This window comes from Gleimia hominis (assembly GCF_002871945.2).
GTDB classification, from domain to species: domain Bacteria; phylum Actinomycetota; class Actinomycetes; order Actinomycetales; family Actinomycetaceae; genus Gleimia; species Gleimia hominis_A.
Genome location: NZ_CP126963.1, coordinates 2,024,001 through 2,037,418, shown reverse-complemented (window position 1 = coordinate 2,037,418; position 13,418 = coordinate 2,024,001). Strand labels below are relative to the sequence as shown.

Genomic DNA, 13,418 nt, shown 5'->3' with positions numbered 1-13,418 from the left:
TTTCTCCCCTGAGGGTACCTGGCTCAGTTGGGCGTCACCGCTTTTGTTTTGCATGAGGGTACTTGGGGCCACTGGGGCGTCACCGCTTTTGTTTTGCATGAGGGTACCTGGGCTCGCCTTAGAGCAATCCCGATAGTTTTTGCCGCGGGTACCTTCGTTTTTGAGCGCGAGGTACCTCCGCTGCCATCCGCGAGCCTGTGTTGCACGACATGCGTGATTCTCGGTAGCCTGTGCTTGAACACGGGAGCCCGTTGGGGCTGAGAGGGAGGTTACCTCCGACCGTTGAACCTGATCCAGGTCATGCTGGCGAAGGGAAGTGGAAGTTTTCATGCCGAGCGATCAGAAGAATAAGAGCTACAACTCGAACAGTAGTCGTCAAGGAACCAATCTGAAACAGGCGGCCGCCGCCCAGCACGCCACTTCAGAAACGGCCCAAAATGCCGCCCAGCACGCCACTTCAAGAAACACCGGCAAAGCCACCGCGGATAAAACCCGGCATATGGATAAGGATGAGCAGATGCGGGTGGTGGATCCGATTTGGCCGGCGATGACGTCTCGCGAAATCAAAGCGGTTACAAGCGCTTCAAAAGTGCAGGTGGTTCAAAACAGTAACCGGCCGATGGCCGCGGGATCCCTTGCGGATGCTGACGGACAGCGCGTATTTTTGAAGCGCTACGACCCCACCCTGGTGCCCACAAAAACTTTGAAAGCTGTGCATAAAGCAGTGAATCAAGCAATCGGCAACGGTTTGCGTGCTCCTCGTTTCTTGCCTTTCCCCAATGGTGAAACGATTGCGTTTGAGGGGCCGTGGGTCTACGAGATGTGTCAGGCTGCGCGCGGCGAAGACCGGTATCGCAACCAGCCCTCTTGGAGTCCACCGTTTACCCGTGCGGATGCGCGGGAGGTGGGCCGAACGGTGGCTCGAGTGCGTTTGGCAATGGAAACTGTGGGTACCCCTGAACCTCGGGAAATCCCTCAGGGGCCGTATCAAAACCGGTTTACCCTAATGTTGGCTCAAGACCTCCCTGAGGCGGTGGACAAGTTTTTGGAAGCCAGACCCGAGGTAGCGCAGTACCTGGCCCACACGGGGAGGGATTTGCTGGCAGATTTAGCGCCGCTGGAACCGCTTCGGCAGCAAGCCCGCGCGGTGGCCGGTGAGTCGTTGCGGTGGACGCATGGTGATCTGCACGTTTCGAACACGTTCTGGGATGGGCACCGGGTTAGTGACGTGATTGATTTCGGTCTGGCGTATTTGAATCCCCCGATTTTCGATTTGGCACTCGCGCTGGAGCGGCATGCGATTGATTGGATTTCGATAACCGAGGGCGCGAGGAGCAGTACTGACGCAGATACCGGCACTGAGACCATCAGCAGTACTGACGCTGATGCCATTACTGAGGCAGACGGCAATACTGACGCCACCACCAGAAGTTCAGACGCAAGCAAGACCAAAGAGTCCGATGCTCATGCAGGCCCGGACACGCCCACCCCCGGCGTGCGTTTCCGCCCTCAAGTGGCAAAGGATATTCTGGCTGGTTACAGCGAGTTATTGGCGTTGTCCTCGTCGGAAAAACGGGCGTTGGGTCCGATGATTGCGCTTAGTCATATTGAGTTTTCACTAGATATGATTCGTTACGCCGCGTACGCACCGGCGGCAACGGCGGGGTTGGCGGATTGGGCGTACGACTTTTCTTTACTCGGCCATTCCCGCTGGTTTTTAACCGGTGAGGGCCACCAGTTTTAATCTATGATTAACACATTTTGTAAGGAGTTATGATGCTTGTTCGGATGCGGTTGGAGTATGTGACGGCGTGGCCGAATCACGCGGGTATGTTCGTGGCTCGTAAGAAGGGGTTCTATGCGGACCGCGGTTTTGATGTGGATATCGTGTGGGATGGTTGGGATCGTGGTACCCCTGTTGATTTAACGGTGGCTGGGGAGTTCCAGTTCGCCGCTGTGCGTTTAGGTGAGTTGTTGGAAACGCGTTCTACTGACAATCCGATGCGCGCTTTGGCTACGTTTAATCAAAATCAGTTGGGCGGGGTCATTAGTTTGAAGTCGAAGGGGATTTCTTCGTTCGCAGATCTGGAGGGGAAGCGGGTGTCGATTCCACCGGTCCCCCGGTTGACGAACATGGTTGTGGAGGCGATGGAAGCTCAAGGCGCAGATTTTTCCAAAGTGAACGTGTTGGACCCGTTCCCGTATGAGCCGGACATTCGTTCTGTTGAGAAGGGCGTGTATGACGCTGTTTTTAACGTTCTAGGCTGGGAGTCTTATCAGGGTGTGTCTCCTATTTCTGAGGTTGTGCAGCTTAGTTTTGATGACGTTGGCGTGACCCCTCACCACGCGTATTACTTGTGTGCTACAGATTCTTTTGTTGAGGAAAACCCTGGTTTGGTGCGTGATTTTGTGCAGGCCACGGCCTTAGGCTACGAGTTTGCTCGCGATAATCCTCAGGAAACCCTAGAAATATTGGCTCCAACGATGTGTAATACGGATCCAGATGTTTTACGTAATTCTTTGGAGTTCATGACGCCCACTTGGTTTGCACCTAATGGTAAATGGGGTTTTATGGATGAGGATCTGATGCGCTCTTACGCCCAGTGGATGGTCGACGGTGGGTTCTGCGACGCAAACGTGGACTCGGTTGCGCAAGCGCACACAAACAAGTTCCTGGAAAGCTAACGAGTTAGGCGCATGAGCACACTCTGCACTCAAGCTGCAGACCGTAGAAATAGACCTTAATTTGGCTTGAAGAATGCGGTTGCCTAGTACTAATTCGCGCGTCGTTCTCGTGATTCGTACACCATTTGCGGTACTCGCTAGAAATCTCATGCTAGGCACCATCCATATAATCGTTATATGATCGTCTAATAGGTAAGTTATGTTCTGAACATGGTGGTTTGATGCATAAGCGAGAATTCGATGCGTTAGTGAAACTGTTTTACTCAGCACGTGATCGAGACGGCGAGAAATTACAAATGGACTATTTTGCCGTTAAACAAGAAAACACTTTTATGTACCATAGATTCCCTGGAGGAAGGAACCTATCCGACATTCGGTCAATTTCAAAAACTGTACTCGCATTGGTCCTCGGAATCGTAGTCGGCGAGAACCCCGAGTTAACTGAAAACACAAGAGTTTGGCCCGTCCTCTCTAGATGCGCTCATCTCTCAAGAGAGTCCAATCGATCTTACCTGGAACAACTCCAGGTCAAGCACTTGTTGAACCATACCGTAGGGTTTTCTAAGGTCCTCATGATGCGGCAAGATGTTGCACGAGTAAGCGACGATAATTACGTAGAGCACGTAATTAATAATCCCATCACCTACCCACCGGGAACTTTTTATCTTTACTCAAATGCTGGATTTTATTTACTGTCAGCTTTCTTACAAGAGCTTCTTGGCAAGGATTTATTAACGTACGCACATGAGAAATTCTTCAAGCCACTTGGAATCAATCATTACGAGTGGCAGAAGTATGGAAAATATCTAGCGGGCGCAACTCGTCTCTGGCTCGGCCCCCGTGACTTAACTAGAATTGGGGAACTACTGTTGAATCATGGTGAGCGCCTCGTAGACGCTAAATGGATAGAAAGGATGAAGCAATTCACCGAGTTCACCCCGCACGCAGACACAATTACTAATCCATATTTCCGTAGGTGGGCTTACGGCTCGAGCCTTTGGTTAAGCCCTAAAAATGGCATCTTTTTTGGGCACGGAACTGATGGACAATCTCTAGTGGTAGTCCCCGACCGAAATGCGGTAATTGTAACTACAGCCCGGCAACACGACGTTACCCGCCTTGAAGAGCTAGTAGACAAGACAATAGAACTGCTCTACTGACCCCTATCTCACAACATGGATCGCACCTTTTCATTCGCACGTGCTAATTGGTTGTATACGTCGTGGCTCATTAGCGCTATGAAGGCATTTTTAAACACGCTAAAATACTCACTATAAATCGCATGATTATGCATGTCAGGTTCTATAAAACCTCGCGTATGCACCATGTTATCAACTGCCTCATCTATGCTATTGATTTCTCCACTTGCCACAGCACCTAGCATTGCCGCACCTAATACCGCACACTCAGAGACCTGTAGCCGCTCTACTTTTCGCCCGTATACATCCGCTTGCATTTGACTCCAGAAATCAGATCTTGCCCCTCCACCTGACAAGCGAATAGTTTCAAACGGGCAACCTTGGCTCTCCTCCATAGCTTCGACGCTCATGCGGAGCTCATATAGCACACCCTCTAGAGTAGCCCGGGCCGTATGCTTCCGCGTGTGTATTTGCGAAGTTCCAAGCATGCCGCCACGTGCATTGTCGTGGAAGTACGGATTTGCTTGGGAGTTGAAGAAGGGAAAGAACAATAAACCGTCGGACCCAACCGGGGCGTCCGCTGCTTCTAGAGTAATAAGGTCATATGGGCTAAGAGCTAACTCTTTTCCGGCCCTTACTTCAGGCTGCCCATAGGTATCCCGCCACCACCGCAGAACCCCGCCCGCCGCATGTGCAGTGGCCTCCATGTCCCATTTACCAGGAATCGCATGCGCACCGAAAGAAATACCACTCTCGCGATTCAGCTTCATATCGGGCGCCTGATCAAGCTGTGCGACCATCACAGCCGAGGTCCCTATCGAAAGTTCCGCTCGCCCCTCCCTATTTATCCCCGCCCCCACCGCAGCACATTGCTGATCTCCACCCCCGGGACTGATTGGCGTGCCCACGGAAAATCCAGTCTCTTCCGCAGCAACCTTCGATATTTCCCCCACACTTTCCAGATTGGCCTTAATTGTCGGCATTAAGTCTAGATTTAACCCTGCACGTTCAAACAGTTCTGGTGAATAATCAAGCTTATCCAACACAAACATTCCGTTATAATTCAACGCCGAAGGATTCGCAAACATACTTTCCGAACCGAGTTTATGCAGAATCCACTCTTGACCATTTACAATCTTCCAGCACTTACGCAATATGTTCGGACAATTATTTTTTAACCAAATTAGCTTGGCGTATACCCATAAACTAGAAACAGAAAGACCGGTAATAGAATAGTATCGTTCAGAACCTATAGTATCGGCAATCCAGTCTGCCTCTCTTGTCGCTCTTCCATCGGACCACACGATCGCTTCTAGTAAAGGATTCCATTGCTTATCTACAGGCACAAAACTTCCTCGCTGCGAAGATACTCCTATGGAAGAGATTTTTGATACTTCGTCAGGAAACTGACTAGTAGCCTGCTTGGCAGCGTCACAAATTCCATTCCAAAGTTCTGTCATGTCCTGGTTAACCCAGCCTGAGTATGGATGCTTGGTACGGTATTCAGAATATCCCGAACTACGCACATCTCCTTGTTCATCGAACACTATTACAGTTGCACCTGTAGTTCCCGCATCGATACCTGCGAAGTATTTAGTCATCATCGACTCCCTCATAGGACCTCGTACACTTTTAACGTAGGTTCACCAAAGTGGATCCATTTAGAATATAGTATAGCTATTAGCGTAAGATTTATTCACTAAATTGCGATGCGAGTACGCGGATACGCACTTTACTGCGTACGTCTTTAGAAAATCGATAATTACACAAACATCGAAGGTCTATTAGCAGCATAATAGTTTTTGTTACAGAGCTGAAGCAGATAGCAACCACTACATGAAACAAATCTGAAATAGACTGTTATCGTTTAACGACCGTTCTTCTTCACCACGCTTCTCTTCCGTCCATTACAATCGATTGTTTTACAAATCTATTCCTTGCACCTGCATATTGATTCGCAATTAAAGCAATTGACAACTCTATTTCTCGCCTTTCACAATTCTGCGCAGTGTGTTAAATGGAAGCTTAGGGTTTCGAAACTCATCAAGCAGCCCATTCTTCTCCTGTTCGGTATCTGTCAGCTGCGTGTAACAGAATCCCGCTATTCCTGAGCCGGCGTTTACGGCCTCGAACAGCGTCCCCAGCCTTTGCTCTAGCTCATTACGGCTATTTGCATTTGAATATCCCCAGGAGTCATCTTGCCCAGTATCTAGTAGTGAGATTCCTCCAAATTCAGTGAGCATGAAAGGAAGATCGTGGTAGTCACCCCGAAGAACTAGCCGTCTACCTGCGGGCCCTACCCCTTCGATTAGCTTCAATACTGATTTACGCGTCTCATATTTTGAACGAATACTGTCATGATCCTCATCATAATCATGAATTCCAACCAGGTCCGTGTTTACTTGCTCCCAGCCATCGTTGGAACTTACAACCCTTGTGTTATCAAGAGTCTTTGTAATTGCAACCATTCCCTCAGCAAATTTTTGCATTTCACGACTGGATGCGATTTGTTGCACTCCCCAGGACTCGTTCAAAGGCACCCATACGCAGACAGATGGATGCGAAAAGTCTCGCTCTATAATTCTAGTCCACTCGCTAATTGTCCTTACAACCGAGTCAGAAGAAAAAGCAAAACATGAAGGAGCTTCTTCCCAAATTATTACTCCCAATTTGTCGGCCCAGTACAACAACTTTGGATCCTCATACTTTTGATGCACCCGTGCAGAATTAAACCCTAGCTGCTTAATAAGTTCTACTTCATTTCGTAACGCCTCATTAGTCGGAGCTGCCAAGCATGATTCCGGCCAATATCCTTGTGAAAGAACTGCTCTGATATAGTATGGAAGTCCGTTTAACTTAAACACACCGTCTTTCGCTTCGACTGTCCGTATGCCAAAATAAGAAGTTACTTCGTCTTTCCCCGCGGTAATAATTGCATCAAAAAGAACTGGGTTCTCAGGACACCAAAGCACCTCCTGTTGGGCTTGACCATTCTGCAATTGAGCTATATCTAACGAGATCGTAATCGTTCTATTCCTGCTCTTCACAGCAGCAAACCCCACAGTTGTCCCCTCGAGAAGCAAATCAACACTGACGTCGATTACCTCATCAGGAACACCTGACAAAACTATACTCGCAGACACTCTTCCGCCAGGTAGGTCTGTATACCATTGGACAGAGTCAACATAGAGGCTTGGCACTGATTCTATCCACACAGGTTGCCATATACCTGAAGTACGCTTGTACCAAATAGAATGCGGTTCCAGGTGCCAATCTTGCTTGCCGCGAGGTTTTTCCACATCGGCCGGATCATCTTCAACGCGAACCACAAGTGTCACTTCGGAATTAAGATCTGCTACAGACGTTATATCAACCGTGAAAGGAACATGCCCACCTTCATTATGCTTCAGACAATGGCCGTTGACCCAAATATCACATGAATAATCGACTGCACCAAAGTGTACTAGAAGCCGTTTTCCCTCCATAAATCCGGCAGAAGCAATTTCCTTAGCGGAAATGGTCCTTGAATACCAGATAATTGGGTGAAAACCTTGATCATCGATGCCGGATTTAGGCGACTCAAATGGAAATGGAACTTCAATTAGACGGTTATAGGTTGGGAAATTCGACCACCATTGCTGTCGCACTCCCTCGTCTGCGTCATCGAAAACAAAGTTCCATGGACCACAGAGATCTGCCCACCCCTTACGCATTAGTTGGGGTCTTGGATAATTTCCATCTTGCCTACTCGGGAAGCGGGTAGGTACTTCTTCTTTGAACATTCTTCAATAATGCAACTCTTTTGCAGCGTTGTAAAGCGACACTCGTTTCTCTTGACTCGAGATTTACAACGTTGTACAGTGTGGCATACGTAAGCATCCTATAGACACGTTTACGTAATAGTTGATTACCACAGTTCACGACTCAAGAGACCGGAACTGGGTTCGATCTCAAAGGAGAGAATAATGGCTCGACCCATTAAACGATTAGCTAGGTTAGCTGCGTTCGCACTCACTCTTGGACTAGTTGCCTGCTCAGGCGGTCAACAAGGCGCTGCGACCAAATCCAAAATTGAAGGTGGAGACTACAGCGGCCCAAAGGTTGAAGTAACTTTTTGGCATGGATGGACGGGTGGAGCAGCTCCAACTATTGTTCCGAAGCTTATCGATAAGTTTAATTCAACGCACGATAACATTGCAGTCAAGGCTGTTCCTCAGGAATGGAGTCAGCTTGGTTCTAAGCTTCCCCTCGCGATAAAGTCAGGTAGGGGTCCTGACGTAGCAGTTTTGCACGGAAACGACATCGCAACTTATGCAGCTCAGAATCTTCTGATTTCGAGTGATGAAATCGTTAAAGAACTAAAGTACAGCGACGATTCTTTTCCACCTGGAGTGTTTGCAAAAGGAAATTATCAGGACATACAATACGCTATCCCCTGGAGTGTCACCCCACTAGGACTATTTATTAATAAGGATGTGGCAGACAAAACTGGGGTTGTAGAAGTCCCTACGAATAAAAAGGAATATCTGGAAGCCTTAGAAAAAATGAAGTCTTCAGGTGTGCAAGGAGACTGGGTTGATGGCTTCGAGTTTACGGGACAGTATCAGTTCTTGAGTTTACTCTGGCAATACGGTGGTTCCCCCTACAACACGGATGTCTCAGAGGCAGCATTTAACTCAGAGGCAGGTGTTAAAGCACTAACTTGGATGCGGAATATGATTGACAAAGGATACAGTCCAGCGGACGTAGCTCAAGACGGTGACTTTAACGCTTTAATCTCCGGAAAAGCAGCTTTTAACTGGAACGGTGTATGGCAAACTACTAATACCGCCCTGGAAAAAGTAAATTGGACTGCCGCGCCTGTTCCGCAAATAGGAAATGAAAAGGCGGTTTGGTCTTCTTCAACCCACTGGGTCTTCCCCGCAAACAAAGGACAAGACAGTAGTAAGACTGCTGCAGCAGCAACATTTGTAAAGTGGATGAACGAGAACTCTACCGATTGGGCAGAAACGGGAGAACTTCCTGCCACAAACTCGGTTCGAGAAAGTGCTGACTTAGTCAAGAAGTATCCAAATCTAAAGCCTTTCATGGAAGAGCTTCCCTACGCTCACTATGAGACTGTATCGCCAGGAATTAACGAAGCTAACGGTCTAATAACTACCGCAGTTAACGAAGCGCTAACCGGAAAGAAGAAGCCTAAGAAGGCATTAGACGACGCAGCGGCAAAAGTGAATCAGATACTTAAACAGAATAGGCAGAAGTATGGGAACAACTAGAGCCGAGTCTCAAGAGATCATGTTGCGGGCCTCCTCGTGTACAGGAGGCCCGCGGGCCAATCGCCTATCTAGAGCAAACAAACACCGGAAACTTAAGAGATCCATTACGGCATATCTGTTCCTCTTACCCTTTCTTGTTCTATTTACTACATTCGTCATTGCACCGGCATTCTTCGGACTTTGGATCAGTTTTACTGACTATAGTCCATTTAAAGAAAGCCAGACATTTGTTGGGTTAAACAACTTTCTAACCTTATTTTCACCTGAGAATGCGCTCGCACAAGATTTTTGGCGATCAATGCGCGCAACCGCCCTATTTATGGTGTTAAGCGTGCCGGTCTTAATAATTATTCCGTTGTTCATCGCCGTCCTTCTCAACCAAAAAATGCGTGCTGCGACAGTTTTTCGTGGGGTATTTTTCGCACCATATGTTTTAGGAGTTGCCGTGGTTGGGGTCATCTGGAGGTATATTCTAGACACGCAGTCCGGAGTTCTTAACCACTTGCTATCCATGCTTGGACTACCGGGTGACATTCCATGGACTGTAGATACCCCTTGGGTCTGGATTTCACTGGTAGGCGTAACTGTATGGTGGACGTCGGGGTTGAACACAGTAATATTCCTTGCAGGTATGAAGGGAATTAACCCGGACCTATACGAAGCTGCGCTGTTGGATGGCGCAGGTCCCGTGCGTTCATTCATCTCTATCACTCTGCCTGGACTACGCCAGGTGATGCTCTTCGTAACAACAACTACGCTCCTCGCATCTGCAAACATGTTTGGCCAATCGTTCCTAATAACAGCTGGTGGTCCAGGAGCGGAAACTAGGACCGCGATTATGTACATCTCAGACCAAGGATTATCCCAAAACAATATGGGGTACGCATCGGCAATGAGCTATATTCTGTTTGCGTTCCTAGCAATTCTAAGCGTTATTAACTTCCGTTTACAGCAAGACAAAAGTAAGGGTCGACTAAAGTGAGGACAAGAAAATCTAAACCAAGGAATCCCAGGAGATCACACCTAGCTACGGTGTCTCTCTATATAATGTTGGCGGTGCTTTCGCTTATAATACTGATGCCTTTAATATGGACTTTACTTACTTCGTTCAAGACTGACGCAAACGCTATACAAGATCCTTTCGGCCTTCCAGATCCCTTTACGCTCGCCCCATATAAAACATTTCAGAGTGGTGAGCAGCCAATCATCCGATGGCTGACAAATTCGTTCTTGGCCGCCACTGCGCAAACTATATTAATACTTGTCACTGCTTCAATGGCTGCCTATGCGCTTGCACGTATTGAGTTTGCCGGTAGAAAATTTATATTCGGTTTGATTATCGGAACTCTACTTGTACCTCCAGTAGTGTTTCTTATTCCAAATTACCTTATAGTGGAAGAATTCGGCTGGTTAGATACGCTATTAGCAATCACTATTCCAGGCGCAGCTAGTGCTTTCGGAGTTTTCTTCTTGAGACAGTTTTTCGTTAATATTCCAAGAGAGATTGAGGAATCAGCACGGATTGATGGTGCCGGAGAATTCAGAATATTTCTACAGATTGTTCTTCCATTAGCTAAGCCTGCACTCGCAACTCTTGCAGTATTGTCGTTCTTAAATAATTGGAATGATTTCCTATGGCCAGTTTACGTTCTCCTCTCCCCAGAGCACCTGACACTACAGCCAGGACTCTCCATGTTGCAAGGAGCTTACAGAACACATTTTCCTGTAGTAATGGCGGGGGCCGTTATCGCAGCAGTGCCTGTATTAGTGTTGTTTTCTGTAGCACAACGTCAGATAGTTGAATCTGTTACTGGCAGCGCAGTGAAAGGCTAACCAACAGTGAATACTGTGACTACGCGTGCGTTGTACATTTACGACAACTTGAGCACATGTAACCTACGCCGTAGTTACCTTACAAGCGTTTACAACTGTTACTGTAGTAACAGATAGAATATTGCGATTCCTATAGGGACGATACCGCATGACCCACAAAGTTAGACTCGTTGACGTTGCACAGTATGCAGATGTCTCCGTTAAGACAGTTTCCAATGTAGTTCATGGGTACAAGCACGTGTCCCCTAAACTGAGAACAAAAGTTCAGAATGCTATCGAAGTTCTAAATTACAGGCCGAACGTTACAGCACGACAATTAGTAACAGGAAAAACTGGAATGATTGCTTTAGCACTTCCAGAACTGGATCACCCTTACTTCAGTGAAATTGCACGCCTCGTTGCAGAGTATGCACAGACCGTCGGATATAGGGTACTAATTGAACAAACTCTAAATGACACCGAGTCGGAGCGTGCGGTTTTGAGGGATCGTGAAGTGGGACTTGTTGATGGGATAATTTTTCACCCCATGGGTATGTGCGAAGAGGAGATCTCTTCAGTTCCAAAATACATTCCAATCGTATTGCTCGGTGAGTCTACAACCACTGAAAACTCGGATCACGTCTTGGTGGATAACATCGAAGTTGCGCACGCAGCAACTGTTTCACTTCACGATAGAGGCCACCGGCAGATCGCTTTCCTAGGGCGAATCTCGGATGATTTTACAGGCTCAACAGAATTACGTTTGCAAGGCTATCGAGCTGCTCTTTCAGAGATTAAGCAAAACAAAGAAATGATTCTTCAACTGGACGGATTTTCGATTCAGTCGGCTTACGAGGCCACTAAGGATGCTATTTCAGGGAACTTAGAATTTGACGCTCTGCTGTGTCGAGATGATCGTTTAGCTATAGGTGCATTGCGCGCAATTCGTGATATGAATCTACGCGTTCCCGAAGACATCGCAATACTGGGGTGGGACAATACGCAACTAGCGCGTTACTCGACTCCCAGTTTAAGTAGCGTAGCACCAGACAAAGTCGAGATCGCCAAAACTGCATTGGCGATGTTGAAGGAACGAATTGAGGGATACGAAGGTCCCGGCAGAAAACACTTCGTGAAGTTCACAATAGCTTCACGTCAAAGCACATGACTGGTTTTGCAAGGTGTGAACGTTACCAACTTGTTTATTATCGCCTGTTTCCAAGCAGAGACCAGGTATTCAACTGGGGTTTCCCTTTTTGTTGTCGACACCGGACTAGCGGGGCCACCATGCTTTGCGGGAGTATGTTTGCATGGGACAACGACGCCGATACACCGAGGAGTATTGCCGCGGAGCTGCGTGCTTGGTCCTCGACACCGGCAAACGATCCGAGCAGTCGATAAACAACTCGAATTCAGCGCGCAATTGGTCGGTACCTGGGTTAAAAAATAACGTGCCTGGCGCACCGCATCCGACAACGGCCAACCATCACCCCCACGAAATGGCCACAGAGATCCGTCGACTTCGCCGCCAAGTGGCTGATTTGTAGGCAGAAAACGAATTTTGGGGAAAGTCAGCGCCTTCTTCATCGCGAAGCAACAGCACCGGAACGGTATGAGCTAATGGTCAAGGAGAAGGCGAACAACTCGGTCACCATGATGGTACGGCTGCTGGAGGTTTCTCGGTCTGGGGTTTGCGCCTGGATAAAACGCCGGCACACCTTTAGTCGGCGCTGTGCACGCCAACGCGACCTCAATCGGCAGGTCCAGTGGTTCCACGGCCGCTCGCGTGGTACCTATGGTGCTCCGAGAATCACCGCTGACCTGCATGCTGCTGGCATGCGCGTCGACCGTAAAACGGTGGCATGGTCTATGAAACGCAAGGGTTTGGAAGGGCTATCGACGAGGTCCTTAAGTGCCTGGGAGTAAAAAGCAGGTGGAGTGTCGGTACAAGGATTTATGTGAATGTACCTGGGATTGGCGGTGTGTCAACGTCGCCTGAATCACGGATTTTACGTATCTGCGCAGTAGTGAGAGCTGGGTGTTTCCGTGTGCGATCCGGGACGGTCATTCCCGTCGGGTGATCGGGTATACCATGGGGCCGCGGCAGGACACGAATCTGGTGATCGAAGCGTTGACCCGGGCTCGTGCTTTGCGGGGGCACTTGCCGGAGAAGGTGATTTTGCATGCTGACCGTGAAACACAGTTCACCAGTGATCAGCCCGACAAGGCTGCCGGTGAGATTGGTGTGCGGATGTCAGTGGGAAGGACTGAGGTGTGCTGGGATAACGCGATGGCGAAGTCGTTTTGGGCGACGTTGAAGGTTGAGTGTTTCTACTGGAATGTTTCCGCCACCAGGGCAAAGGTTTATGACGGTGTGGGTGAGCGGATTGAGGTTTTCCACAATCGCTGCCGTCGACATTCTGCCATCGGATTTCTCAGTCCGGTGGCTTATAAGTTATCGCTAGGGCAAGCAACAGCGGCGCTAATAGCCGCTTAACCATCTGTC

General features: G+C 48.4%; 11 protein-coding genes and 1 riboswitch. Of the genes, 9 read left to right on the top strand and 2 right to left on the bottom strand.

Features of this window, described 5'->3' with window-relative positions:
• Window positions 1–230: 230 nt before the first annotated feature.
• A riboswitch (TPP riboswitch) is annotated at window positions 231–333 on the top strand.
• From CJ187_RS08900 to CJ187_RS08890, 3 genes are all read left to right on the top strand, one after another.
• Window positions 329–1,744 carry a phosphotransferase enzyme family protein gene (locus CJ187_RS08900; RefSeq protein WP_102216402.1) on the top strand — a complete coding sequence of 472 codons (1,416 nt, stop codon included), beginning with the start codon at window positions 329–331 and terminating at the stop codon, window positions 1,742–1,744. It overlaps the preceding riboswitch by 5 nt.
• A gap of 29 nt (window positions 1,745–1,773) precedes the next feature.
• Window positions 1,774–2,685 (top strand): ABC transporter substrate-binding protein, encoded by a 912-nt coding sequence (locus CJ187_RS08895; RefSeq protein ID WP_102216403.1) that lies wholly within the window; start codon window positions 1,774–1,776, stop codon window positions 2,683–2,685.
• 221 nt (window positions 2,686–2,906) lie between these two features.
• On the top strand, window positions 2,907–3,845 hold the full coding sequence (locus tag CJ187_RS08890) for a serine hydrolase domain-containing protein (protein WP_102216404.1): 939 nt from the start codon (window positions 2,907–2,909) through the stop codon (window positions 3,843–3,845).
• An 8-nt stretch (window positions 3,846–3,853) separates the two neighbouring features.
• Here CJ187_RS08890 and CJ187_RS08885 read toward each other — a convergent pair whose 3' ends face one another.
• Window positions 3,854–5,428 carry an FGGY-family carbohydrate kinase gene (locus CJ187_RS08885; protein WP_158237723.1) on the bottom strand — a complete coding sequence of 525 codons (1,575 nt, stop codon included), beginning with the start codon at window positions 5,426–5,428 and terminating at the stop codon, window positions 3,854–3,856.
• A 375-nt stretch (window positions 5,429–5,803) separates the two neighbouring features.
• Window positions 5,804–7,606: a glycoside hydrolase family 2 protein gene (locus tag CJ187_RS08880; RefSeq protein WP_102216406.1), complete on the bottom strand. Its 1,803-nt coding sequence runs from the start codon at window positions 7,604–7,606 to the stop codon at window positions 5,804–5,806.
• A 183-nt stretch (window positions 7,607–7,789) separates the two neighbouring features.
• Between CJ187_RS08880 and CJ187_RS08875 the strand changes: the two genes are divergently transcribed.
• The 6 genes from CJ187_RS08875 (at window position 7,790) to CJ187_RS08855 (ending at window position 13,409) form a co-directional block, all read left to right on the top strand.
• The gene (locus CJ187_RS08875) at window positions 7,790–9,100 is read left to right on the top strand and encodes an ABC transporter substrate-binding protein (RefSeq protein ID WP_102216407.1); all 1,311 of its coding nucleotides are present in this window, start codon (window positions 7,790–7,792) and stop codon (window positions 9,098–9,100) included.
• Window positions 9,087–10,082 (top strand): carbohydrate ABC transporter permease, encoded by a 996-nt coding sequence (locus CJ187_RS08870; protein WP_199171061.1) that lies wholly within the window; start codon window positions 9,087–9,089, stop codon window positions 10,080–10,082. Before CJ187_RS08875 ends, CJ187_RS08870 begins: the two co-directional genes overlap by 14 nt.
• On the top strand, window positions 10,079–10,933 hold the full coding sequence (locus tag CJ187_RS08865) for a carbohydrate ABC transporter permease (protein ID WP_199171062.1): 855 nt from the start codon (window positions 10,079–10,081) through the stop codon (window positions 10,931–10,933). The genes CJ187_RS08870 and CJ187_RS08865 overlap by 4 nt, the downstream gene beginning before the upstream one ends.
• 148 nt (window positions 10,934–11,081) lie before the next feature.
• Window positions 11,082–12,080 (top strand): LacI family DNA-binding transcriptional regulator, encoded by a 999-nt coding sequence (locus CJ187_RS08860; RefSeq protein ID WP_102216409.1) that lies wholly within the window; start codon window positions 11,082–11,084, stop codon window positions 12,078–12,080.
• A gap of 452 nt (window positions 12,081–12,532) precedes the next feature.
• Window positions 12,533–12,838: an IS3 family transposase gene (locus CJ187_RS09465; RefSeq protein ID WP_102216410.1), complete on the top strand. Its 306-nt coding sequence runs from the start codon at window positions 12,533–12,535 to the stop codon at window positions 12,836–12,838.
• Between the two features lie 73 nt (window positions 12,839–12,911).
• Complete coding sequence (locus CJ187_RS08855; protein ID WP_102216411.1) at window positions 12,912–13,409, top strand: DDE-type integrase/transposase/recombinase; 498 nt, start codon at window positions 12,912–12,914, stop codon at window positions 13,407–13,409.
• The last annotated feature ends 9 nt before the right edge of the window (window positions 13,410–13,418 follow it).